Origin of the sequence: Spirosoma flavum (assembly GCF_042686045.1) — a bacterium.
GTDB lineage: Bacteria > Bacteroidota > Bacteroidia > Cytophagales > Spirosomataceae > Spirosoma > Spirosoma flavum.
In genome coordinates this window covers 1082918-1107902 of record NZ_JBHUOM010000002.1, presented here as the reverse complement: position 1 = coordinate 1107902, position 24985 = coordinate 1082918, and the positions used below count along the sequence as shown (strand labels likewise).

At 48.3% G+C, this 24985-nt stretch carries 25 protein-coding genes; 12 read left to right on the top strand and 13 right to left on the bottom strand.

Going from position 1 to position 24985, the window contains the following annotated elements; all coding sequences use genetic code 11:
- Positions 1–3: 3 nt before the first annotated feature.
- Entirely contained in the window at positions 4–477 is a 474-nt protein-coding gene (locus ACFS25_RS10115; RefSeq protein WP_381499509.1) for an Lrp/AsnC family transcriptional regulator, read from the bottom strand.
- A 155-nt stretch (positions 478–632) separates the two neighbouring features.
- Between ACFS25_RS10115 and ACFS25_RS10110 the strand changes: the two genes are divergently transcribed.
- The 4 genes from ACFS25_RS10110 to ACFS25_RS10095 all read left to right on the top strand — a co-directional run bounded on the left by ACFS25_RS10110 (position 633) and on the right by ACFS25_RS10095 (position 5173).
- A complete protein-coding gene (locus tag ACFS25_RS10110) occupies positions 633–1697 on the top strand; it encodes a DUF1611 domain-containing protein (protein ID WP_381499506.1) in 1065 nt (354 codons plus the stop codon).
- Positions 1687–2757 (top strand): mandelate racemase/muconate lactonizing enzyme family protein, encoded by a 1071-nt coding sequence (locus tag ACFS25_RS10105; RefSeq protein WP_381499503.1) that lies wholly within the window; start codon positions 1687–1689, stop codon positions 2755–2757. The genes ACFS25_RS10110 and ACFS25_RS10105 overlap by 11 nt, the downstream gene beginning before the upstream one ends.
- A gap of 22 nt (positions 2758–2779) precedes the next feature.
- Positions 2780–3703, top strand: coding sequence for a heme-dependent oxidative N-demethylase family protein (locus ACFS25_RS10100; protein ID WP_381499500.1), 924 nt, complete (start codon positions 2780–2782; stop codon positions 3701–3703).
- Between the two features lie 90 nt (positions 3704–3793).
- Complete coding sequence (locus ACFS25_RS10095) at positions 3794–5173, top strand: APC family permease (RefSeq protein WP_381499497.1); 1380 nt, start codon at positions 3794–3796, stop codon at positions 5171–5173.
- 90 nt (positions 5174–5263) lie between these two features.
- Here ACFS25_RS10095 and ACFS25_RS10090 read toward each other — a convergent pair whose 3' ends face one another.
- The 4 genes from ACFS25_RS10090 to ACFS25_RS10075 all read right to left on the bottom strand — a co-directional run bounded on the left by ACFS25_RS10090 (position 5264) and on the right by ACFS25_RS10075 (position 7637).
- The gene (locus ACFS25_RS10090; RefSeq protein WP_381499494.1) at positions 5264–5713 is read right to left on the bottom strand and encodes a rhodanese-like domain-containing protein; all 450 of its coding nucleotides are present in this window, start codon (positions 5711–5713) and stop codon (positions 5264–5266) included.
- The gene (locus tag ACFS25_RS10085; protein WP_381499491.1) at positions 5710–6330 is read right to left on the bottom strand and encodes an acyl carrier protein phosphodiesterase; all 621 of its coding nucleotides are present in this window, start codon (positions 6328–6330) and stop codon (positions 5710–5712) included. The genes ACFS25_RS10090 and ACFS25_RS10085 overlap by 4 nt, the downstream gene beginning before the upstream one ends.
- Positions 6327–6893, bottom strand: a complete 567-nt coding sequence (locus ACFS25_RS10080) for a deoxycytidylate deaminase (RefSeq protein ID WP_381499488.1) — start codon at positions 6891–6893, stop codon at positions 6327–6329. Before ACFS25_RS10080 ends, ACFS25_RS10085 begins: the two co-directional genes overlap by 4 nt.
- A gap of 201 nt (positions 6894–7094) precedes the next feature.
- Positions 7095–7637 (bottom strand): hypothetical protein, encoded by a 543-nt coding sequence (locus tag ACFS25_RS10075; RefSeq protein ID WP_381499485.1) that lies wholly within the window; start codon positions 7635–7637, stop codon positions 7095–7097.
- 82 nt (positions 7638–7719) lie between these two features.
- Here ACFS25_RS10075 and ACFS25_RS10070 point away from each other — a divergent pair, with 82 nt between their 5' ends.
- Positions 7720–8934, top strand: coding sequence for an aminotransferase class V-fold PLP-dependent enzyme (locus tag ACFS25_RS10070; protein WP_381499483.1), 1215 nt, complete (start codon positions 7720–7722; stop codon positions 8932–8934).
- Between the two features lie 130 nt (positions 8935–9064).
- Here ACFS25_RS10070 and gloA2 read toward each other — a convergent pair whose 3' ends face one another.
- The 3 genes from gloA2 to ACFS25_RS10055 all read right to left on the bottom strand — a co-directional run bounded on the left by gloA2 (position 9065) and on the right by ACFS25_RS10055 (position 10222).
- Positions 9065–9454 carry an SMU1112c/YaeR family gloxylase I-like metalloprotein gene (gene gloA2 / locus ACFS25_RS10065; protein ID WP_381499481.1) on the bottom strand — a complete coding sequence of 130 codons (390 nt, stop codon included), beginning with the start codon at positions 9452–9454 and terminating at the stop codon, positions 9065–9067.
- 5 nt (positions 9455–9459) lie between these two features.
- Positions 9460–9654 (bottom strand): hypothetical protein, encoded by a 195-nt coding sequence (locus ACFS25_RS10060; protein WP_381499477.1) that lies wholly within the window; start codon positions 9652–9654, stop codon positions 9460–9462.
- Positions 9655–9718: 64 nt separating this feature from the next.
- Positions 9719–10222 carry a SixA phosphatase family protein gene (locus tag ACFS25_RS10055; RefSeq protein WP_381499474.1) on the bottom strand — a complete coding sequence of 168 codons (504 nt, stop codon included), beginning with the start codon at positions 10220–10222 and terminating at the stop codon, positions 9719–9721.
- A gap of 314 nt (positions 10223–10536) precedes the next feature.
- Here ACFS25_RS10055 and asnS point away from each other — a divergent pair, with 314 nt between their 5' ends.
- On the top strand, positions 10537–11991 hold the full coding sequence (gene asnS, locus ACFS25_RS10050; RefSeq protein WP_381500848.1) for an asparagine--tRNA ligase: 1455 nt from the start codon (positions 10537–10539) through the stop codon (positions 11989–11991).
- Between the two features lie 68 nt (positions 11992–12059).
- Positions 12060–13142, top strand: a complete 1083-nt coding sequence (locus ACFS25_RS10045; RefSeq protein ID WP_381499471.1) for a complex I subunit 1/NuoH family protein — start codon at positions 12060–12062, stop codon at positions 13140–13142.
- A gap of 734 nt (positions 13143–13876) precedes the next feature.
- On the opposite strand, the gene ACFS25_RS10040 is transcribed toward ACFS25_RS10045, so the two are convergent.
- From ACFS25_RS10040 to ACFS25_RS10025, 4 genes are all read right to left on the bottom strand, one after another.
- Positions 13877–14881, bottom strand: coding sequence for an IS110 family RNA-guided transposase (locus ACFS25_RS10040; protein WP_381499468.1), 1005 nt, complete (start codon positions 14879–14881; stop codon positions 13877–13879).
- A gap of 212 nt (positions 14882–15093) precedes the next feature.
- Positions 15094–15666, bottom strand: a complete 573-nt coding sequence (locus tag ACFS25_RS10035; RefSeq protein WP_381499466.1) for an IS5 family transposase — start codon at positions 15664–15666, stop codon at positions 15094–15096.
- 104 nt (positions 15667–15770) lie between these two features.
- Positions 15771–15968 (bottom strand): hypothetical protein, encoded by a 198-nt coding sequence (locus tag ACFS25_RS10030; RefSeq protein ID WP_381499463.1) that lies wholly within the window; start codon positions 15966–15968, stop codon positions 15771–15773.
- A 34-nt stretch (positions 15969–16002) separates the two neighbouring features.
- Positions 16003–17115 carry a BamA/TamA family outer membrane protein gene (locus tag ACFS25_RS10025; RefSeq protein ID WP_381499460.1) on the bottom strand — a complete coding sequence of 371 codons (1113 nt, stop codon included), beginning with the start codon at positions 17113–17115 and terminating at the stop codon, positions 16003–16005.
- Positions 17116–17346: 231 nt separating this feature from the next.
- Here ACFS25_RS10025 and ACFS25_RS10020 point away from each other — a divergent pair, with 231 nt between their 5' ends.
- Positions 17347–18033 (top strand): phosphatase PAP2-related protein, encoded by a 687-nt coding sequence (locus ACFS25_RS10020; protein WP_381499457.1) that lies wholly within the window; start codon positions 17347–17349, stop codon positions 18031–18033.
- Here the strand turns inward: ACFS25_RS10020 and ACFS25_RS10015 are convergent.
- Complete coding sequence (locus ACFS25_RS10015) at positions 18012–19151, bottom strand: BamA/TamA family outer membrane protein (RefSeq protein ID WP_381499455.1); 1140 nt, start codon at positions 19149–19151, stop codon at positions 18012–18014. The genes ACFS25_RS10020 and ACFS25_RS10015 overlap by 22 nt on opposite strands.
- Positions 19152–19328: 177 nt before the next feature.
- On the opposite strand from ACFS25_RS10015, the gene ACFS25_RS10010 reads away from it, so the two are divergent.
- From ACFS25_RS10010 to ACFS25_RS09995, 4 genes are all read left to right on the top strand, one after another.
- Complete coding sequence (locus tag ACFS25_RS10010; protein WP_381499452.1) at positions 19329–20144, top strand: phytanoyl-CoA dioxygenase family protein; 816 nt, start codon at positions 19329–19331, stop codon at positions 20142–20144.
- 86 nt (positions 20145–20230) lie between these two features.
- Entirely contained in the window at positions 20231–21004 is a 774-nt protein-coding gene (locus ACFS25_RS10005) for an SDR family NAD(P)-dependent oxidoreductase (protein ID WP_381499449.1), read from the top strand.
- Positions 21005–21205: 201 nt separating this feature from the next.
- A complete protein-coding gene (locus ACFS25_RS10000; protein WP_381499446.1) occupies positions 21206–22639 on the top strand; it encodes a DEAD/DEAH box helicase in 1434 nt (477 codons plus the stop codon).
- A gap of 147 nt (positions 22640–22786) precedes the next feature.
- Complete coding sequence (locus tag ACFS25_RS09995) at positions 22787–24949, top strand: outer membrane protein assembly factor BamB family protein (RefSeq protein ID WP_381499443.1); 2163 nt, start codon at positions 22787–22789, stop codon at positions 24947–24949.
- Positions 24950–24985 lie beyond the last annotated feature (36 nt).

Here is a 24985-nt window from a genome sequence, read left to right as displayed (position 1 = left end):
AGATCATTGTATAACGGGTTTGGTAGGCGTTGGTATAATGGTAGACTGTTTAACGGCATATAGAGCAATGGCACTGCTATAGACACGTACCATCGGCAACTTAGCCATCTGTTGCAGAAAATGGGCGTATTCTTTGATGTCGCGCATAACCACTTTTAATTGGTAATCAATCGTTCCGGCCAGATGATACGCTTCCAGAACATCGGGCATCTGACGGATATGATTTTCAAATTCAGCAATATTGTCGGGTGTATAATCCGGCATGGATACGTTGCAAAACACGACTAATGGACGACCTACTTTTTCCTGATTAACCAGAGCCACATAGGCCATAATAACACCTTCGCGTTCCATCCGTTTGATTCGCTCAAAGATGGGCGTAGTGGTCATACCCAGTTGCTCGGCCAGGTCTTTAATCGTGAGTTTGGCATTTTGCTGCAACAGGGCCAGCAAACGCAGATCGATATCATCAAGCATAACACAGGCGAATCCTATTCTTTTTAGAGAACCAAAAGAATACATAAAAAGAAAAATATTCTATCATTTTAGCAATTGCGTCCTTATTCAAACAAAATCACTCAATAGTAAGAATAAAGATATACATTTATCAATAAATTTAGAATAATTAACAGATGAATAACCGAGCTATTCTTCTCACCGATGGCTTGCTGAGTACGCCTTTTGCTAAAACGGCACACGGCCTGATTCGTGGTACAGAACGGTATACCGTTGTTGGTGTGGTCGATGTACCCACCGCTGGTCAGGATGCGGGTGTCGTACTTGATGGGCACCTTCGGGACATTCCGGTTTTTGCCTCGGTCAGTCAGGCGATGGCAATGGCCGGGCCTGTTTCTTACGCCATTGTTGCCATAGCCACAAACGGGGGTATTTTGCCGTCAACTATGCTGACCGACATTAAACAGGGTCTCGAAAATGGGCTCTCAATCGTCAATGGGCTCCATGAATTTCTGAATGACAAACCCGAATTAGTCGCGCTGGCGAACCTACATAGCGGCCAACTTATTGATGTGCGCCAGCCAAAACCCCGTAACGAATTACATTTCTGGACGGGGGAGGTCAAGACGATTACCGCTCCAATTATTGCCGTTATAGGTACCGACTGCGCGTTGGGCAAACGCACTACCGCCCGCCTGATTCGGGAAGCCTGCGGTCGACACAACCTGAACGCGCAGATGATTTATACGGGCCAAACCGGTTGGTTACAAGGTGTAAATTACGGTTTCATTGTTGATTCAACACTCAACGATTTTGTGTCGGGCGAGTTAGAACACGCACTGGTGTCATGCTGGCGCGAAACTGGAGCCGATCTGTTACTCATTGAAGGTCAGGCCGCGCTCCGAAATCCCAGCGGGCCCTGTGGCTCTGAATTCTTAGTATCAGGCAACGCCCGGCATGTAGTGCTTGTTCATGCGCCCAAACGTGTGTATTATGACCATGACCCAGCCTGGGGTGAAATTCCATCTATAGAGTCAGAAATCGCGCTGATTCGGGCGTATGGGTCAGACGTTATCGCTGTAGCCCTCAATACGGAAGAGTGCAGCCGGGATGACGCATTTGCATATCAGAAACAGTACACGGAACGGCTCGGCATTCCGGTATTATTACCTTTGCAGGAAGGTGTTGACACAATTTTACCTATCATCCAGTCTTTAATCAGTCCGGCCCATGCGCATTAAATCGATTCGGGCCTTTCGTCAGAATCTGGCTCTGACCAAGCCTTACACCATTGCTTACCAAACGACCTCGGAGGTAGAAAATGTCTTCCTGGAAGTTGAACTTGAGAATGGACTTATGGGTCTTGGGGCAGCAAACCCCTCGCTCGAAGTCGTAGGCGAATCGCCGGAACAGGCTCACCAAAATCTGCAAAGTGAGTGGATAGCGGGCTTGGTTGGGCGTGACATTCGGCTTTTTTATACGCTCATTGATGAGGCTCACCAGCAGTTTCCGAACGCGCCCGGCACATTGGCCGCGCTGGATATTGCACTGCATGATGCATTTGGGCAGTTTCTGGGTATTCCAATAGTACAGTTTTACGGGCAAAAAATTCGCTCGTTGCCTACCTCTGTGACCATTGGCATCATGAACGTAGCCGACACACTGGCCGAAGCCGCTGGATATTATAGTCTGGGATTTCGAGTGCTAAAAGTCAAAACAGGGCTGGATGCCGCCGAAGACTGCGAGCGTATTATAAAGCTTCGGGAAGTTTATGGCCACTCGATGACTATTCGCGTTGATGCCAACCAAGGGTATTCGCTGGCTGATTTACAACGTTTTCTAACAGCAACCCGCTCCGCCGATGTGGAGTTAATCGAACAACCATTACCCGTTGGCCTGGAACGTGAATTACTATCTTTACCCACTGAAATCCGCCATTTGCTAACCGCTGACGAATCCCTGAAAGGACCCGAGATGGCCCTGAAACTGGCCCATCAGCCACAGTCTTTCGGCATTTACAATATTAAATTGATGAAGTGCGGAGGTATCAAGGCCGCGCTCGACATCGCCACCATAGCCCGCCCCGCCAACATCTCCTTGTTTTGGGGCTGCAATGACGAAAGTCGAGTGAGTATTGCGGCAGCTCTTCACGCAGCCTTTGCTTGTCCGAACACCCGCTACCTCGACCTTGATGGCAGTTTAGATTTAGCTGAGGACGTAGTTTCGGGCGGTTTTATACTCGAAAACGGGATTATGCGCCCAACGGACGGAGCAGGGTTAGGCTTAACTCGTTTATCATAAGTCGTAACGTCAAACCTACCCGATGCTTCCCTATTTTCCTTTCGGCCAGCAGTTTAACGACAAAATGGGAACGGCTCCCTTGCCCGAAAGCGATAGGCTGGTTGAGGTAGACGAACATTATCAGGCTGAAATCGCGCTAAAACGTCAGCTATTGACCGAGTTGCCGGGTTATTATTACCAGACGTTACCGGGTCACGAGACAGCTCAATGGGAAGTTCTGGAAACGGTCCTGCAAAACCTGGTACGGTTCGCGCCTGACCAGTTTATCCTCCATCAAGCGGGCAATCGTTGGCACTGGATTAACCAGTTATTGACTGAAGAACAGGTCTTTACATTTGGTGATGCGGCAACGCTGCCCCTCGACCCGCTCGATTGGGTAGGACGACAAGTACAGGAAGACCTCATTCTGCTCACGGGTACAGAGGCCGCGCTGGTTGCCGGTCAGCTTTGTTTTGGTAACGGCTGGTGTCTGGACGAAAAGGTAGGATTACCCTTCTGGCAGATTCATGCGCCGATTATTCCAATTGTGGAGCCCATGATGCAAGCCGCCCAGAAACTCATGGAACGGCTACCCGTTGGCCGTCCGGTTTTACGAATCAACTGGAGTGTAAAAGTAACCGATCAATTGGACATGACCAGCCGCCACACGCCCGCGCTTGATCAACTCCTGGCCGACCGGCTTCCTTACCTGACACCTGAAACCATTGGCGAACATATATACATTCGTATCGAACGCCAAACCCTCACCCGAATGCCCCAATCAGGTGCCATTTTGTTCGGCATCCATACGCATCAGAATCTACTCGCCCATGAAGCCACCGACCAGGCCCGAGCCGACCGCATGGCTAAGGTGTTTAGTACGACGCCCCGAACCATGATCGACTACAAGGGAATGACTGCGTTTTTACCGGCTTTATTAAGCTATCTGAATAAACACAAACAATAAGCTTAACAGCCTTTTGTCAGTTAAATGTTTTGCAAAACCACATGTAGGCCAAATTTTTCTGTAACTTATCGAGCTATTACTAACTAATACATGATCAAACTCGCTCGTACTCTTGGCCTACGCTCAGCTATCTTATTGGTCGTCAGTGGCATTGTGGGGTCAGGCGTTTTCAAAAAGGTTGCCCCGATGGCGGCTGAGTTGGGCTCACCTTTGTTAGTTGTGGCGTGTTGGGTTATGGCAGGACTAATTAGTCTGGCTGGAGCACTCACGTATGCTGAAATGGCGGGCATGTTTCCACAATCGGGGGGCGAGTACGTTTATTTCAAGAAAGTGTATGGTCGCTTATTCGCCTTCTTGTATGGATGGGGGGCTTTTACGGTTATGCGAACGGCCACCATTGCTGCCCTCGCCCACATTTTCGGACAATCGCTAATTACCTTAACTGGTTCAGGCGGACAGTCTACCGAGCTTGCCGTACAGTTTGTTGCAACCGCGCTTATCGTTGTTTTGAGCTGGATCAATTACCGGGGCGTTTCGTTTGCCGAAGGTCTCAGCCGAACACTAATTTACCTCACATTCGGAGCCGTAGCCATCATTGCCGTACTTGGCTTTCAAGCCGAATCAGGTAGTATTGCCAATTTAACACAGTCTGTTCAGCAAACTGGGGTTAACACACGTGGTAGTTTGCTCGGTTCGCTCGTCGTAGCTTCGCTGGGCGCTTTCTGGGGCTATGAAGGCTGGAATCAGATAGCCTATATTGGGGAGGAAGTGAAAAATCCGCAACGAAATTTACCAATCGCCCTCGGAGTGGGTACAAGTATCGTTATCGGGATTTATGTCTTGCTGAATGTCGTGTATGTATATGTGCTACCCATAGATGCGCTGGCGCGTCTGGCCAGCGAACCCGGCAAAATTGCGGCTGTCGAAGTGGTACGTCAGGCTGCTGGCTGGGCTGGCGCAACCTTTATTTCTGTCTTGATTCTGGTAACAACCTCAAATTCAACCAATGCCTCTATTCTGATGCCCGCCCGGGTTTTCTACGCGATGGCCCGCGACGGGTTGTTTTTCAAAGCTGCCGCCGTCATTCATCCCAGATATAAAACTCCCTCGGTAGCCATTTTGCTACAGAGCACTTGGGCCATTATTCTGGTTTGGTCCGGGAGTTTTGACCAACTCACTGATATGCTGGTTTTTGCCTCGTTTATTTTTTACGGAGCAACGGCACTGGGCGTTCTTCTACTTCGTCGTAGACTACCCGAACAGCATCGCCCTTACCGGGTTATTGGGTATCCATTTGTACCCATATTTTTCTGTAGCTGCTGTACGTTACTCGTGATTATGACGCTCATTAACCAACCTCGCGAAGCTCTAACGGGTCTGGCGTTGATTGCCACTGGGCTTCCGTTTTACTGGTTCTGGCGGAAGCGACCGACAGAATCCCCCGTTGACGATACCGTACTTAATGAATAATAAAATAGAACAGTGATGCCGCAGATTAGTATGATTCACGCTGATAATCTCCGTGTGAATCATACTAATCTGCGGCATCACTGTTCTACGTTAATCAATAGCCGGGTACCCTTTATCGAGCCAGTCGGTCTTCAAGTTTTTGGCGATATTCAGCAACTTGTGATTGGTAAAACCCATTTCATTGAGCTTCGTGAACGCCGGGCGAACATTGGGACATTTACTGAATGGGCAGCACCCGCAATAAATCACAATAGCCCGATCTTTCGGCTCTTTGCTCAGCAGCTTTTCTAATTTCGCTATATTCTCCGCTTCTCCGGCTGGCCCAACACCCACAGATGTCTTAATTGTAGCCGCTGGCCCGATACTAATAATTAGTGGCTTTTGTGCATCTGTACTGTTAATAGTAGCCGCTAAGTCAGCTGGTTCGAGTAGTTGTTCGGGTCTCCAGGGTTCAGCCTTCTTCCAGCCAACCTGAAAAACCAATACAGATAGAAGTATCGCCATCATGGCGAGCGAAAATAAGCGTGTTTTGCGGTTCATAATAGGGAAGCAAACGCTGTGCGCGTCCGTTGAATATGTTCGACTAATGTAGGCCAAAAATTGGTAAAATGCTCGCCAATTTGGAGGTAGTATCGTTCCAAATCCTCAATGGCCGTATCCAAACCCGATGGATATGCCGTTCGGCGGGAAACGCCCTTCAGCGAACGGTCAATGCCTTCGACAAATTGATAGTTGGTGAGCCAATCCTGCCGAATCATGTAGTCGGCCATGTGAGCCGCACTCGCTGGCAAACGAGCCCGATTGGCTTGCAATGTCTTGTAAAAGTAATGAACAAAATCGGGTAGTGATTCGCCGGTAAGCTGCTCAAAATTAATAGCCAGAAAATGGTCGAAGAATATATCTACGGCGGCTCCGGCGTATTTATGGCAACGAGGGTGAAGTAACTCGCGCACAGCGGCCACATCGGGATGCGCATCGGTAAACGAGTCAATGGCGCGATGCACTCGAACACCGACAATTTCCCCAGATGTCAGGTTATGACGCGGACTGGATGGATCACCTTTGATAAAATCACCGATAAAATTACCAATGAGCAAATCTGTGTGTCGGTCCGTCAAACCGGTTCCGGAGAGGTAGCCGTGCGCCAGTATATTCATGGCGTCTTTTTGGTTAAAGGAGGCTCGGACAGCAAGGCAATCCCCTCGCCGGGCACATACCGTTCGACCGTAACACCAAACCGACGCAGAAAATCAACGCCTTCATCGGACGCAATACCTTTATATTCCGCATAGGAATGCAGGAAAATAACCCGCGCAATCTTCATACTAAAAATGATCCGGGCGCAGGAAATGCAGGGCGACAGCGTTACGTAAATAGTTGACCCCTCAATTTCAGAACCGTTTTTAGCCGCATACAAAATGGCATTTTGCTCGGCATGGAGAGCCAGCGAACATGACCCTTTCGAATCCCGTGGGCAGCCGACATCCGGAAATTCTTCGTCGCAGTTGTGCGTTCCCGATGGAGGTCCATTGTAGCCAATAGAAATAATTCGCGTATCGCGGGCCAAAACCGCCCCAACCTGTGCCTTTATGCAGTGCGATCGTCTGGCCAGATTAACGGCCAACTCCATAAAAATATCGTCGAAGTGAGGGCGGACCGACCGGTCACCGGCGAGGTTTGATTTAGCTTCAGAAATGGGCGTGTCGGTGGTACGTAACATTCAGTAAAGATAAGGCACGAATAAGGCAAATGATAGGTGTATAGGCATTTAGTCATCAAACCTAGCGCATGCTACACCCGTTTTTCCGGTAATTTCCCGCCCACTTCCAGCCTTCGTGAAACACGTTTCAAAAAGCTCCCCTGTCGAAGCCGGTAATGGGAGCCTTATTCTTACTGCCCCAAAATGATGTAAATCTTTACGTTAAGACGATACATCTTCAGTATTTTTTTCGCCAACAAACTGATGCTGCGGGTGTTTGAACAATAAATTAAACGAAGTCAGACTACCGTAAATTCGGGTAATATATTGTTGAATATTAATCTTCTCTTCGTCGTCTATTGAACTGGCATTTACACGCTGTTCGAGCACTCGAAGGCGATCACGTACCATCACAATTTTGTGAAAGAATCCATCAATTGACATTTCCTTCTGCGCCAAATCGACTCGTCCGGGTTTTAAAATTAGTTTGCCGCCTTTCCATTTATCGCCGAGCGGGACGATTTCCGTCTGGTCGATCCAGCGTTGGAGAACCCGCGTAATCGACTGTTCAACATCAAACAAACTAACCATGTCACCATCAGGTTCAAGAGCCTCGATGATGGTCAGGGGCGCGTCGAATTGGAGTATTTTCACGCCATGCTCGAGAAACGTAACGATATAACCGCTAGCTTTCAGATTGATAACGACACCAGTACCAAACTCATCGTGCTTAATGCGTGAACCAATGCCCAACAGGGTAGTCATAAAGACGATAGTAGTTAAGAATTCAGTATAGTATAGACAAACCCCGTGCCAGACTAAATTAACCGTTTCGCTTTTCTTCCGTATGCCAACTGACACTTCATTACTGCTTACTCAAAAGGACAAATTTACCCTTCCCGAAGACATTCACTACCTGAACTGTGCAACCCGTTCGCCGTTTAGCCGGACCGTTGAACAAGCCGGGCACGATGCCATTCGTCGCGATACCAATCCGTTTGGGCTGCGACCCGATGATTTTTTTAGTGGAACTGTTCGCGCCCGAACACTCTTCTCCGAGCTTATCAATAACCAGAACGCCGGAACGCTCGACCCAGAGCGGATTGCCATTGTGCCGTCGGTATCCTATGGTATGGCAGTAGTGGCACGCAACCTGCCGCGTAAACCAGGCATCAAGGCGGGGCAGCATATTGTACTGGTTGGGAGCGAATTCCCAAGCGATGTGTATGCCTGGGACCGTGTCTGCACCGAATTGGGCCTGACAGTCACGACAGTCGATATGCCAGCTGAATTTCCCAAAGGAGCCATCTGGAATGAACGATTACTGGATGCCATTGGCCCAGACACGGCATTAGTGATCGTGCCGCCAGTGCATTGGATGTATGGAATTCGGTTTGATTTGGAAGCAGTCGGGCAGCGGGCGCGGGAAGTAGGTGCGTGGTTGGCCATAGACGGGACGCAGGCCATTGGTGCCTTGCCATTCGACCTGAGCGTGATTCAGCCCGACGCGGTGATTTGTGCGGGCTATAAATGGCTGATGGGACCGTATTCCCTCAGTCTGGCTTATTTCGGCCCGGCCTTCGATGAAGGGATTCCTCTCGAAGAAGGGTGGATGAATCGGCTCGATAGCAACCAGTTTCATCGCTTGATGGATTATCAGCCCGTTTACCGTCCCAAAGCCTACCGCTATAATGTTGGCGAGCAATCTCATTTCATCCAGATGCCCATGCTTGAAGCCGCGTTGGAACAACTTCTCGATTGGCAACCGGCCCGGATTCAAACCTACACTGAGGCTCTTTTACGTGATGCCTGGCCTGCGCTGGAGAATCTCGGCTGTCATGTCGAACCAATAAACGGGAGTCGGGGGCGTAGCCATCACCTTGTTGGGCTGTGGTTGCCTGACCATGCCGACCCGATGTCTGTTCAGCAGGCATTACAGGCCGAAAAAGTGTCTGTATCAGCCAGAGCGCGGGCACTGCGAATCGCACCACACGTATACAACATACCCGCCGATGTCGATGCCCTCGTTAACGTGCTGACAAAAGTGCTTTCCAAGAACTAGCCGTTGAAGACAACGTTGGCAAAGGTCAAAACGTTGCCAACGTTGTCTTCAACAGTAACCAAGTATTTGCTACCCGGTACAAGTAATCACGCAGAATTCACTTGAATGGGTTACTGCCCGGCATTATACACTACACTTCATAAAACTCTAACGGCAGGTCGTCGGGATCAGCGAAGAAGGTAAACCGTCGGCCCGTATGTTCATCTACGCGGATGGGTTCGGTTACTATACCCTTTTCGTTTAAATGCGCTATGGCCGCGTCAAGGTCTGGCACAGCAAAGGCTAAATGACGCAATCCCAATGCTTCGGGCCGGGAAGGGCGTTCGGCTGGATTCGGAAACGAGAACAGCTCAAGTATATATTGTCCGTTCAGAGCCAGGTCTAGTTTATACGATTGCCGTTCGGCCCGAAAATACTCACCCAGAATCGACAGCCCAAGTATATTGGTGTAGAACCGTTTCGACGTTTCGTAATCCGAACAAATTAAGGCAATGTGGTGTACAGCAGACAGGTTTAGCATGAGGTTCAGGGTGTAAGCAGGGTATCAGTCAACATTGTATCAACGGCAATGCCATCTTTTGACGCTGGTAACGCCCGTTCCACTTCCCGGCGTTTGTTCCAGGGAGCCGTAGTCCGGCGTCCCATATCGATAGCGATTAAGGCGACGATGGTCGTAAAAACGACAAAAACGATAATAAAAATTCGACGGTTGCGATTCATAATAACGATACCAGTGGTGTCAGTTTTGAGAGATTCGCCATTGCGGAAACCGACATCACCTCAATTAATCATTGGGAAGCTGCTTTGGTTTAATCTCGAACGCCACACTACCGGTTCGGCCAGACACTTCGGCCCAGGTTAGGTCTTCAAACACGACGGCCACAATCTCGCCCTTGCTCATAGATCCGATGCTCTGGTGGGTTAGAAACTCCGCCAAATATGACACATCAGGATTGTGGCCCACAATCATAGCCGTTTGGATTGTATCGGGCAAGGCATTGAGAGCCGCCAGATACGCTTTGGGGCCGCCATCAAATAGAGCATCCTCTAACTGAATCTGCGCTGGATCATACCCTATCTGTTCAGCTATAACTTTAGCCGTGTCTTTGGCCCGTGGAGCGCCACTACTGATAATAATATCGGGCAGAATCGCTTTCCCACGTAGGTGATGACCCATTCGGGCAGCAGCCATAATGCCATCGGAAGTTAGTTGACGGTCGTGGTCGTCCATAAAAATAGCCCGCTCTTCGGCTTTGGCGTGACGAACGATGTAAAGTGTAATGGGCATAAATATAGCGTTGGCTTCCACCAAGTGTGTGCAAAAATAGAACGGCAATCGGCACGTAACTAACGGATGTGCAACAACTTTATGTCAGCCACCGAATAAAATCAGCGGAATAGCTAAAAGAAACCGCCATCAAACCCACTGAAACGATTTAGCCAATACAAAAACAGTGAAACGTAGCCGTTTGAATACATTTCGCTGATAGTATAAGGGTAAAACGCTTATCTACGCCAAATGTGTACTACACCCTTATGGACGATTCGGGTGACAATCCGTACTTTTGCGCCAACAACCACTATACTGGTCGCCAGTTTCGTATGAGTTATTTACCTATTCAGCAAATATTAAAGACTGCCCAAATCGGTACCGACGTGACCGTGAAAGGCTGGGTCCGCACCAAACGCGAGAGTAAAAACGCCGTTTTCATTGCCCTCAATGATGGCTCAACCATCAATAATATCCAGGCCGTAGCCGAAACAGGTCAACTTCCTGAAGAGACACTTAAGCTCATCACAACCGGGGCCTGTTTGGCCATTACCGGTAAATTAGTGGAATCTCAGGGAGCCGGGCAGTCTGTTGAAGTCAAAATTTCAACCGTTACTATTTACGGACCGGCGGATCCTGACAAGTATCCACTGCAACCAAAGCGCCACTCGCTGGAATTTCTACGCGAGATTGCCCACCTGCGCCCACGCACCAACACGTTCAGCGCCATTCTGCGCATTCGACATGCATTGGCATTTGCGGTACATAAGTACTTCAACGACAACGGATTTTTCTATTTGAACACGCCTATCATCACAGCTTCTGATGCCGAAGGTGCGGGTGAAATGTTCCGCGTAACAACATTAGATGCAACAAAGCCACCCCTGACCGAAGAGGGTAAGGTTGATTATAGTCAGGATTTCTTTGGCCGCGAAACAAACCTAACCGTGTCGGGCCAGTTAGAGGGTGAACTAGGGGCCATGGCCCTGGGAAAAGTTTATACGTTCGGGCCGACGTTCCGGGCAGAAAACTCCAACACGACCCGCCACCTTGCCGAGTTCTGGATGATTGAGCCGGAAGTGGCCTTTTATGAGTTAGAGGACAACATGAATCTGGCCGAAGATTTCGTCAAGACCATTATTCGCTACGCTCTGCAACATTGCGCAGACGATCTGGCTTTTTTAGACAACCGACTGAAAGACGAGGAAAAAACCAAAAGGAAAGAAGAACAAAGCGAACTGGGTCTGCTGGAAAAACTCCAGTTCGTGATCAGCAACGAGTTTGTGCGGCTGACCTACACCGACGCTATCGACATTCTGGTGAACTCGAAAGCCGCCAAGAAAGGGCAGTTTCAGTACGAGGTGAGTTGGGGAGTCGATTTGCAGTCAGAACACGAACGGTATTTGGTTGAGAAGCATTTTAAGAAGCCAGTGATTCTGACCAATTATCCCCGTGATATCAAGGCGTTCTACATGAAGCAGGATGAAGACCGTCCAACAGACCGTGGTAAGACCGTTCGGGCGATGGACGTGCTATTTCCAGGTATCGGCGAAATTATTGGTGGTTCACAGCGGGAGGATGATTTTGACAAACTTACGGCCCGGATGCACGAAGTCGGCATTGAACAGGAAGCGCTGTGGTGGTATTTGGACACACGACGGTTTGGATCGGCACCCCATTCAGGTTTTGGTTTGGGCTTCGAACGGCTAGTGCTATTTGTAACGGGCATGGGTAACATTCGTGATGTAATCCCGTTCCCACGGGCACCAAAGACAGCAGAATTTTAACGTAGTGCCGGACCTCTGGTTCGATTGTATAAAAATTTCACCACCGGATCAGAGTCCGGCACTACATTATGCTTGCACTCCCCATCTTTCTCGCTCTTGCATCCGGCTTTGTCGTTGTCGGGGTGTATACCGAACGTAAAGTCTCCGCCTTTATGCAAGACCGGCTAGGCCCAATGGAAACGGGCAAATGGGGAATGTTGCAGCTTTTCGCTGACTTACTGAAACTGCTTCAGAAAGAAGATATTGTTCCAACGGCAGCCGACCGGCGACTTTTTCTACTGGCTCCTACTATCATTTTTGCGTCAGTATTTGCGGGCTTTGCCGTACTGCCGCTCACCCCCGATTTGCAGGGCTCGGGCGCGGCTGTTGGTGTGTTTTACTTGATGGCGATTATTTCCTTCGACGTAGTAGGCATTCTAATGGCGGGCTGGGGCTCCAACAACAAATACTCGTTGTTTGGCGCCATGCGGTCGGTAGCGCAGATTATCTCCTACGAAATTCCGCTGGGGCTCACCATTTTATGCGTGGTGATGATTTGCCAAACGCTCAATTTACAGACGCTCAGTTTCCAGCAGGGCATTTATACCCACGAAACGAATTACCTCTTCGGCCTGAAAGCCTTGGGAATCGACGTGACAAGTTGGGGGGGTATTTTCTCCTGGAATATCCTGCGCAATCCGTTTCTGCTAATTGCCTACGTCGTCTTTTTCATTTGTACACTGGCCGAAAGTAACCGCGCACCCTTCGACCTTCCCGAAGGTGAATCCGAAATTGTGGGTGGCTTTCACACCGAATATTCGGGGATGCGGTTTGCCCTGCTCTACCTATCCGAATACGCGATGATGCTCTTGGTATCCTTTCTGGGTGCTGTATTATTCTTGGGCAGTTGGAACACGCCCTTACCCAACTTCGGCCCTGTACGACTGGCTGACTGGACGAGTGGTGCGCCCGGTACCTTATGGGGCAACCTCACGGGCGCATTCTGGCTTTTGTCGAAAGTATTCTTTGCCGTGCTGCTGCAAATGTGGGTACGCTGGACCTTCCCGCGCGTTCGGGTCGATCAGATGATGTTTTTATGCTGGAAAGTTCTGACGCCAGTGGGATTAATTCTTCTGCTGATTTCAGGAATTTGGCGGTTGCTGATGATTTAGCTTGTACCAAAATCCTACCTATCTTTACTAAGTATGAGCACAGCCGTTCAGGAAACCGACGAATAAGTCACAAGGAGCGATTTGAAATAATAAAATAAGTCAAGCATGTCCTGTTTGAACGTCGAGTAGTCAAATTTCGACAATAATAATTCTCGGCGAAGGGAGAATTTGTTTTGAGGTATCGTCCAAAAATAATTGTTATACGTATAATCAAAAAAGCCTCGTATGGCTTCTCCCTTGTGTATCACTAAAAGGTATTGATCGTTAATTTGATAAGCGTAATCGCCAATCAAATTAACAAAATTAATTACATATAAATAATCGTCTCCATTCCTGTCAGGCATGTCAAGAAATTGATCATTTTCTATCAAATTCAGCAAACGATTTAAATCATAGATATAACTTGAGTAGGTTCCATGTTCCAAACAAGATGTAGCCCATTCTTTAGAACATGTTGGGAAATCATATTTGGTAATAAGTCTCGATTCGTTGTAACATGATCTGGCTATTGGCCAGATACAGCCAACTGGCCGAAGAAGATACGGTGTGCTCGTAGTCTTTGACGATTCTCCGAAAGTAGTTCGTCCAGGCAATGCTCCGTTCCACGACCCATCGTTTGGCCACCGGCACAAAACCTTGTGTTGATTCAGGCCGCGACGCTTTCTCAAAATCGATACTCCACCGGTCAAGCTCTTTGGCAAATACACCATTGTAGTCGGACGGATTTCTATGATCTAAACAAGCACGGGGGTATATTTTTCGTCATAGTTTCGATCCTGGCGAACACAGGCAAAAATGCGGTGAACCATTTTATTCCGAACATTATTGAGAACTAACATTTTATTCTTGCCTTCACTTACTTTTCGTTGGTAATAGAGCTTTAGTTGAGGACAATGCTGAATAGCTGACATAGCGCCTAAATGCAGTAGAGACTTGACTTTCTTATTCGCCATATGACTCACTTGAGGTTTGCCTTTTCGCTGACCGGAGCTTCGTTCAAAGGGTACCACTCCGGCATAACAGGCAAATTTCTTAGGATCCGATATCGCATTAAATTCATTTGTAGCCACGATGACTTCTGCGGCAGTGATCTGGCTGATGCCGACGACTGAAGTGACACGTTCAAAAAGTCGCTTCAATTCAGGATCTTGCTGAGCCAAAGTTGCAATTGCTTTGTCGACCGATTTTAGATCCGCTTTGAGGGCTTTAAGCGATGCGGCACACGCTTGTTGGTCAGTTTTACGATCAGCTTTTTCAATAAAGCCTTTGGTGTCAGTCAAGGGGGTCTGTAACATTTTAATAACTTTGACCAGTCGGGCACGTTGCGCCGTCAATCGGTCCAGTTGAGTAATAACGGCGCGGGGTGGTGTCCATAAGCGAGCTTCGTCGCGATTTTTATAAGCAAACAGGGCAATGCGTTTGGCATCCACTTGATCAGTCTTACCTCTTGTGAGCCCTATACTTTCTTGAATATGAGCGGCTCGCTCCACCCAGATATTGGCAGACTGCTGGTGAAGTGCTTTCAGCAAGGGGTTATTATAGATCCCCGTAAATTCCATACAGAATAAGCATTGGTCTAGGCTTGTATTTGTTTGCTGACGTAAGTCTTTAAGAAACTGCGTGATACCTTTCTTATCATTAGCTACCTGTTGATGAAACAAGATTTGATTTCCTTTGGCAACCGCAAAGTCGAGGGTAGCTTTGGAGACATCCACTCCAACGAAATAAGTAAACTGCATAGTAGTACAGGGTAAAAAAACAGGGTTGACCAACGTTTAGACTCCTCAATACCTTTCTAATGGGTCGTTAGCCCGCATTTCTATTTGAAGTTAGCGTCTAAGATGTTCCGACAGGTCCCTGAATCCGTCCATAGGTCTTACCTTGCCGAAGCCTTAAGGTGTTCCTGTCGGAGTTGGTTTTCACTAGCTGTGAATGGCATTAAGTTACACGGTCAAATCTTAGAATCGTGCAACGGAGTAAATCTAAAGGCCGATGCCGCTTGATCGCCAAACATCTTTTCAAGGCGTTCGCCCACCCGCCAGAGAATAGCTACAACTAAGGCTTTGCCCAATGAGCCATCAGCCCAGTTGGCCGCATCTACATCGGCCACCCAAAGCCGCCCCTGTGTGTCCACGACAAAGGTCCGTTTACGCCCATTGACCTTCTTATTGGCATCTAGACCCCGCCATTCACCGATCATGGGAGCAAGTTTAACCGATTGTGTATCAATGCTTGCCACCGAAGGCAAAGGCTCACGGTCGGCTTGTTGTCGGTCGAGTTGGTTGAGAGCCGCGTTGATGTGTTCAAAGTAGTCGGCTTTTTTCCAGCGATCAAAATAATAGTATACGGCCTGCCAGTGGGGGAAGTTAGGCGGCAAGTTTCGCCACTGACAGCCGGTGCGTAACAACCAGAAAACGGCATCCATGATGGTACGTAATTCGTGTTTACGCTTGCGTTGAAGGTCGAAAAAAGCCGAAATTGCGGCCCATTGGAGGTCGGTCAGTGGTTCCCACTGTTTGGTCATGACTTTGTCGTTTGGCGACAACAAAGTTGGCACGACCCTCAACCTTTCTCAATTTCCCAACACGTTCTTAGTAGTAGCTGCATCAAAAGGCACTACTGGAAGGTTTAGACTAGACCGTAAAGCTTCATCCGTACTCTTAAAAAGCAGTATTTATTAGCGCTATCTAGTAAGATTTCATCGTTACCATTATCTGTTAAAGCGGCTCCCCAAACTAAATAATGAGTACTATCATCTATTCGGATTGCAATTAAATATTTTTCATAAAAATCAGAAATTTCTCTAGTAGACTTAACAGATTCCATTCGCTTAAATAGTTTACAGCCCTGATACCTATTTTCAAAAAGCTTCCGAAATATTTACGTAAAAACCGTGGGTTTTATTCCCCACTGCTGCATCGATTCGAATGTTGAGGTGTTCCTTCCGACTGATTAAATAGCGTAGACCAAGTCCGCCCGTTAGCTTCAAATCACTTATAGAGAATTCACTGGGCCTATGCGCCACATCACCGGCTCCGGCAAACAAAACACCCCCTACCCGACCAAAAAAATGTTGCCTTAATTCAGCCTGCATAATCAACGCGTCGTTGTCTCGATAACGACCGTTGTAATAGCCTCGTAGTAGCGACGAGCCTCCTAATGTAGCCGCCTGTTTGAACGGCACTTCACCAATGTTCAGGTTTAAATAAAATTGTCCGGCCAGCACCGTATTAGGCGATAGCGACCGATAATGGCGAATGTCGAACAGGTAATTGGTGAAGCCAAATTCGCTACCCAATAATGCCCCATATTCCATAAACGATACATCGGCATACCAGCCCCGAACGGGTGAGTAGATGTTGTCGCGGGTATCAACGACACTCGCTACACCTAGCCCATTTACAACACTACCCAGACCACCAATCAAGGTTTGTTCAGGTAATTGCCGGTCTGATGATCGATGGACATTAAATGTTTTAAAATACTGCTGTTGAATACCGACAAACCAACCCGGTTTCACCTTTCGCAAAAATCGATTGTAGGCGCGCAAACTTCTATAAGAAATCAGCTCTTCCTGAGCATTGGTCGTTCCAGAGCCGATACCATAATAAAGCTCGGGAAACTTCGTGTAGAGAAGCATTCCACGAATCAGATACTTTTCCTGCTTCGTGAAAATAGTATAGGTTGGCTCAATAACGGTTTGGGCGTTCTGCGTATGAATGATGGCAAAATCTATATTTGACGTGCGCGCAGTGCTGTCTGTTCGGAACAAACACACGCCCAACACACCGTAAGCGACGTGGGTTTCAGGCGTATAGAAAATTACAGGTAACGGAATAAGCTGAAACCGACGATGGCTTTCCTTTGCCGAATCGGGAACCGACATACCCTGATTTGAACGAAACGAAACAGAATGGCCAGCCCCTAAAAGCGGCAGAAAAAGCAATCCAACCCAAGCAAAAAAATAGCGCATTCGAAAGGCACGTCCAAGAATAACATATGATCGTTTTCCTCCTTTTACCTCACCAATAAAAGATGTCGATAAAAGGGAGAATCATGTTTACTATAAACGATAATAGTACGAAAATGTCTTTCAAAAATACTACAGAATAAGGCAACTATTATTGGCTAGTAAAGTTCGTTTAAGAGAATATCGTTAAAATATCCTTCTACTTCGTAAATTTGCGCCCTTTTACAGTCGTACATGTCAATTCTCACACCTAATCGAACAGGCGATTTGGCCTGGCAAACCGCTTGGCAATCACCCATATTTCGCCGAAAATTTATAATCGGTATAATTGGTGTCCTCACCTTACTAGGGACATTCCCTTACTTTTTTCACACCATCGAGCAACATAGCGGCCCAGTTCTGAATGACTGGGTGCTTAGTCAATTGCCCCCTTATGATGTATCGTTGATTATTTTTCTGGTCATCTGGGCGGCTGGCCTATTAATACTTATCCGCTCCCGGCGCAATCCGGCTGTATTTATGATGTTTGTGTATAGCTACGTCATCATCACGCTATCGCGAATGCTAACGATCAATCTGGTCCCACTCAATCCACCCGTTGGCCTGATACCAATGGTTGATCCCCTCACCAACGCCTTTTATGGCAAGGTGTACATTACCAAAGATCTATTTTACTCAGGCCACACGTCTACTATTTTTCTAATATTTCTGTGTTTGCGCCAGCGATGGGATCGGTTAATTGTCTTATTAGGTTCACTGCTGGTGGGGGGGTTACTGCTCGTTCAGCATGTTCATTATACGGTTGACGTATTGAGCGCTTTCGTGTTTACCTATCCTCTCTATTGGCTTGGTAAGAAGCTGGCTCTCAGCGGCTGGAACACCACTGAATCTAAAGTAAATCAAAACGCTTCGCCTAGCTGAAAATACAAGCCGTTGGATACGCTCTCTCCGTACCCCCATCCATAATCGACGCGGAGGTTTAGGCGTTCTTTACGGTTTAGAGCTAGTCGAAGCCCGCCACCGTAGGAATATTTTATATCTTGAAAGTTTATGTTGCTGACGTGACTGCCTACATTACCTACACCCATAAACCCTACCGCACCAAATCGCCAGAACAGGGGTACTCGATATTCGGCCTGAACGACTACCTGATTTTTGCTGCGGTAGCGCCCGTCGTAGAAACCTCTCATGCTATTGGAACCACCAAAACTGGCTAAACTTCGCAGGGGAACTTCACCCGAATTAAAAAAGCCATAGGCCTGTATAGCCAGCACTTGTTGCCGATAGATTTGAATAAACCGGCGAAAGTCAATTACGTAATTAGTATACCGGAAATTGGAACCAAAGGCTGGCGAAAAGTGGTTAAAATATATCTGCAAAAAGCCTCCCCGGTCGGGAGCAAAGGCGTTATTACGCGAATCGTAGGTTAGGCTTAACCCTGCCCCCGAAATGTGATACGGATCGCGCCCCCGCACGGCTAATTGATCAAAAAGGCCGCCAGACTGATAATCGACTGCCAACAACCGTTGGTATTCGTATATCAACCCCGCGAAAATGCGGTCTTTAAGTTTACGTTGAAAATGCAAATAGACATAATATTGCTGAAAGGTGTAAGACTCCTCATTGCGGTCGAGCGCTTCTTTTCCCAACCCCCAAAATTTATCGGGGAAATTACTGTACGACAACTGATAATTGAGAATAATACGTTCGCCGGGAAAGTAAGTCGTACCATTAATGGCGGCAATGAACTGCTTCCGCAACGAATATAATGCCAAAGCCTGTGTGTTGGATGTCCGGCTAAGGGTATCTTGCTGATTAAGCCGAAATGTAAACGAACCGGCTAACCCAATCGACCAGTCTGTTTCAATAGAGCGGGCTATTAAGGGTAGAATTAGGGTATTTCTGGTTTTTAACAGCTGATTAGGTACCGCCTGATGGGGCAGTTGAATACTATCTGGCTGGGCCAGTAGAGGACCCAAAGTACCAATTAACAGGCTGATTAACAGCGAAATCAACCTTTTATCAAGTAAAATGTGCACAACAACTAGAATGACTGTTAATTAAACTCGCATTAATTAAATCACAGCAAAGTAATCCTAAAATTGTAAATTTCGTAGATTTGGGCCTTTATTATACCGTGAAACCTGCGCCCGTCGGTCAGAGCGCGGTCACCGGTTGGCATCAACTACGGAATCTCCGAATTGCAAACCACCGATATGAGCAAATTAAACTTGCCGCCCTTTACGTTGGGCGAAACGATTACCCCCGAACAACGCCAGTTTTTCAGCAAAAATGGTGTTATCGTTTTTCGTAATTTTATTACCCCGGAAACAGTAAAATTATTCATCAGCGAAGTTGAACGAATTGAAAAAGAGTGGCTGGCCGAGGGCCGCGACAAAGTCAATGGAGTGCCGCTGAAATTTGGTCAGGATGAAGCAGGAAACCCCATGATTCAACGAATGTGTTTTCTGTCCCAGCACAGTAAGGCACTTCACGGATTTTTGCAGGACCCACGCCTTCAGGCCATAGTTGATCTGCTTCAGCCCTTCGAAGGACGCATTGCTGAAATCGAGAAAGACGGGCTTATTATGAATCACTACATCCGCACGCCTAACAGTAAATTTTCGCAGATGGGATGGCATACCGACAGCCCCCGCGACATTTTTCTGGGACAGCGTATTATGCCGATGCTTAACGTAGGCATTCACCTTAACCCCACACCTTACGAAAATGGCGGTTTGCGTGTTATTCCCGGTACGCACAAACAGGGTATCTTCAAAATGTTGTTCCGCAAAAAGTATTTCGTGGACAACGAACCCGACAAGCATGAAATTGGCTTCGACATTAACGCAGGTGATTTATCTGTTCACGATGGCCGCATCTGGCACCGGGCGCAGCAGTCCCCTTTTGTTGGTGAAGCCAGCCGTCGTCGGGTTATGTACGTGCCTGTCGTAACGGGTAAATACATGCCGAAACATGCGAATAGCAAAACGCCATTCTATCACCGGTTTATTTCAAAAGTCAACATTTAATCAGTAGCAGAAAGGAAGGCATAAGGCGCAAGTTGCTAGACAGAACTTGCGCCTTATGCCTTTTTTCACTTACGACTTTACCTCATATGGCCTACGCCCTTATTACGGGAGCCAGCAAGGGCATTGGCTTGGCCATTGCCAACGAGTTGGCCCGCCTGAAGTTCGATTTGCTACTGGTGGCGCGGTCAGCGTCGCTACTGGACCAAGTTGCCCACCAGTTAGCTACAGAACATAATATCAAGACTGACTACCTGACTATTGATCTGGCTGAAGCCGGCGCGGCTCAACGTGTATTTGACTGGTGTAATCAAAAGCAATACGCCGTTCGAATGCTGGTTAATAATGCGGGATACGGTCTGAGTGGCCCTTTCGAAAAACACTCCCTCGCCGAGCATACCGGCATGATGACTGTCAACATGACAGCGCTGGTGGAATTGAGTTATCTGTTTCTACCTCAGCTTCGACAACAGTCCAAAGCTTATATACTGAATATTGGCAGTTCGGCGGCTTATCAGGCCATTCCGGGGCTAAGTCTATATGCTGCTTCTAAAGCGTTTGTGCTTCAGTTTAGCCGGGGACTTCATCTGGAGTTGAAACGCTCGTCGGTTTCCGTTACCTGTGTGTGTCCCGGTGCTACCGATACAAATTTTGTTGACCGAGCGCAGATTGGCGACAAAGGCCGTAAAGCCGCCGAACGAGTAAATATGACGCCCGCCGATGTTGCCCGGCAAGCTGTTGAAGCAACGCTATCCGGCAAAACTGAGGTGGTCACTGGCTTTCTTAACAAAGCCGGAAAGCTGATGGCATGGTTGTTGCCCAAAGGGTTGGTCGAGCAAGCAGCCGGAAGTATTTACGAGTAAAGGCAAATAATGAACTGCCAGGGAATACTGCGCTGCCTTACAGGTAGAGCAGTACTCCTTTGATAGCAGAAATTGTATTCCGCTAATAAATGGCACTTTATTTGCACTGCTGCCGTTGTACACATATAACTTTACAAAGACGTTGGATGCTGGACCTAAATCATCACCCTATTCCATTGCCTGCCGACGTCCAGCCAACACATGCAATTTTCCGATTTATTAATTATTGATCCTATCCTGAAGGCTCTGGCCGAAGAAGGATATACCACCCCCACCCCCATTCAGGAACAAGCCATACCGATTTTATTAAGCCGCCGGGATTTGCTCGGTTGTGCCCAAACCGGTACCGGAAAAACAGCAGCTTTCGCCATTCCGATACTGCAACAACTGAACGAAGAACGCAGCAAAAACCCTAGCGGACCCCGGCGTATTAAAGCGTTGATTCTAACCCCAACGCGCGAATTAGCCATCCAGATTGCTGAAAGTTTTGCGTCTTATGGCCGCCATTTAAATCTACGCCATACCGTTATTTTTGGCGGTGTTTCGCAGCATTCTCAGGTAAACACCCTTAAATCAGGTATTGATATATTGATTGCCACACCTGGCCGTCTGCTCGATCTGATGAACCAGGGTTTTGTGGCGCTTCGCGATGTGCAGTTTTTTGTACTTGACGAAGCCGACCGGATGCTCGATATGGGTTTTATCCACGACGTTAAGAAAGTAATTACCAAGTTGCCAGATCGCCGTCAGTCGCTGTTTTTCTCAGCAACCATGCCGCCCGATGTAGCTAAACTTGCCGATACAATTTTAAATAATCCGGCCAAAGTTGAAGTGACGCCTGTATCCTCTACAGCCGACACGATTGAACAGGCCATGTATTTTGTCGGAAAAGAAGACAAGCGTAAACTGCTTGTACACATACTGGACGACAAGAACATTAAATCAGCCCTGGTTTTCGCCCGTACCAAACACGGAGCCGATAAGGTTGTTAAAGACCTTTTAAAAGCAGGTATTGGAGCCGAGGCTATCCACGGCAATAAGTCGCAGAACGCCCGTCAGCGGGCACTTTCGAACTTCAAGAGTAGAGAAACACGGGTGCTGGTCGCTACAGATATTGCAGCTCGCGGCATTGATGTGGACGAACTTTCGCACGTTATCAACTACGAACTACCAAACATTCCAGAAACCTACGTTCACCGTATTGGTCGAACGGGCCGGGCCGGACATGATGGTATCGCGTTATCATTCTGCGATGCCGAAGAAACCGATTTTCTGCGGGACATTCATAAACTCATTGGCAAACACGTTCCGGTGATCGAAAATCATCCTTACGTACTCAATATAGCCGCTTCTTCGGTTACCCCTTCTCTCGCCCGGCAGGGTCAAGGCCGTAACGACAACCGACGTGGTGGCGGTAGTGGTCGCCCAAGTAATAATGGCCGGTCAGCCGGATCATCGAACAACGGTGGTCAGCAACGAAGTCAACCTAGCCGACCTGAGAGTCAGAGCAACTCCTCTGTCCGGCGTGAAGATGGAGGTAATAGCCAGCCGCGAAGTGGCGGCCGCACTCAGCCCCAAAGTCGGGGCACTGGAAACAGCCGATTCAGCAATTCCAGTTCTGATAAGAATTATTAGTAAAAAAGCCCCGGACAAAATCCGGGGCTTTTTTGTATTAGTGCCCGTTTATAGTCATCGCTCGGTCGTAGTTGATTGATGACAGCCTAAGCGGTAGCTATCGTTTTCGCTTTTAGTGTAGATTTGTCGTACTACTCCTAAAGCCGTATGACACGATTGATTTTAACGCTCATTGCGCTGGTCGCACTAGCGGTTGGCTGGTCCCGATTTAGCCAGAACACAAGCGACACAAAACCAAACGACTACACCAACTGGGGCGAGTATCTCGGTGGACCTGACCGCAGCCATTATTCCGCCCTAACACAGATAACGCCCGAAAACGTCAGAAATCTGCAAGTTGCCTGGACGTATGCAGCTCCAGACAGTGGTCAGATTCAAACCAATCCAATTATTATTGACGGTGTACTTTATGGCGTCACGCCAACCGTACAGGCTTTCGCGCTCGATGCGGCTACAGGCAAAGAAATCTGGAAGTTCGGCAGTCCAACCAAGCAATCACTAAGTACCAGCCGGGGTGTTACCTATTGGCAGGCGGAGGGTCAATCGCGCAACGGAGAACCGGAAGCCCGTATTTTGTACACCGTTGGGTCGATGCTCTACGCGCTTAACGCCAAAACAGGAAAGCCACTGCTGAGTTTTGGACAGGGAGGGCACATTGATCTGCATGAGGGCTTGGGCGAGCAGGCAAAAGACAAATTCGTCATTTCCAATACGCCCGGCACTATCTTTAATGACCTCATTATTATGCCTGTTCGGCTCTCGGAAGGAGCCGATGCTGCGCCGGGTCCTGTGCGGGCCTTCAATGTCCTCACGGGCAAACTGGTCTGGACATTCCATACCATACCCCAACCCGGCGAGTATGGCTACGATACCTGGCCGAAAGATACTTACAAGAATACCGACGTTGGTGGCGCTAATAACTGGTCGGGCATGTCGGTTGACCGGAAACGTGGTATTCTCTACGTACCGACCGGATCAGCGGCTTTTGATTTTTACGGAGGCAATCGAAAAGGGCAAAACCTTTTTGCCAACTGTTTACTGGCACTCGATGCTCGCACGGGCAAACGACTATGGCACTTTCAGGCCGTTCACCACGATATTTGGGACCGCGACTTTCCGGCACCGCCTAATCTGTTGACCGTAACCAGCAATGGCCCCGACGGTCGGCCCCGGCGGGTAGACGCGGTGGCGCAGGTAACTAAATCGGGGCATATTTTCGTGTTTGACCGGGTTACGGGTAAGCCGCTTTTTCCAATTAAAGAGATAGCCGTGCCCAAATCCGACGTACCGGGCGAAGCAAGCTGGCCAACGCAACCCTTACCTACCCGCCCTGCCCCGTTTGCCCGGCAAAATTTTAGCGAAGCCGATTTAAACCCGTATTCGGACGAACGTGACTCGTTGCTGGCACAATATCGGCGCAGCCGCCGGGGTACATTCCAGCCGCTAAGCCGACAAGGTACATTTATCTTCCCTGGTCTCGATGGGGGAGCCGAGTGGGGTGGTGCTGCCACCGATCCCAGCGGAATTATGTATGTCAACGCAAACGAAGCCGCCTGGCTTATTGCTCTTAACAAAGCCCCGAAACAGGATGAGTTAGCGCATCTTAGCCTCGGCAACCGGCTTTATACTACTACTTGTATTAACTGCCACGGCCCCGAACGTAAGGGGAATGTTGCAAGCGGCTACCCATCTTTAGTGAATATTGGCCAACGACACGACCGGGCCTACGTAACACAGATCATCAGTCACGGTAAAGGTATGATGCCAGGTTTCACTCAGTTATCCGCAGCCGAGAAACAAGCCTTAGTAGGGTTTCTGTTTGACGATGAAAAGATTGAAGCATCTGGATCGGCATCGAAAGACAGCAAGAACCCGTATGTTCCCTACAAGATTTCGGGATACATCAAATTCACAGACAGTAAGGGACTTTCAGGCATTGCTCCGCCCTGGGGCACCCTCAACGCTATCGACCTGAACACGGGTGAGTATGTGTGGAAAATCCCACTTGGTGAAGAACCTGGACTGGCCGCAAAGGGTATTCACAATACGGGTGCCGAGAACTACGGTGGCCCAGTCGTAACGGCCAGCGGGTTGTTATTTATTGCCGCTACAAAAGACGGAAAATTCCGCGCGTTCGATAAGAAGACCGGCAAACTGCTTTGGGAAACGACTCTACCAGCGGCTGGTTTCGCGACACCGGCAACCTACCAGATTGGCAGTAAGCAGTATGTGGTTATTGCCTGTGGCGGAGCAAAATTAGGCACTAAAAAAGGAAACCAGTACGTTGCCTTCGCGCTGCCTTCTAAGTGATGTCAATGGAACACTGATTGTAATGATTTTTACTAG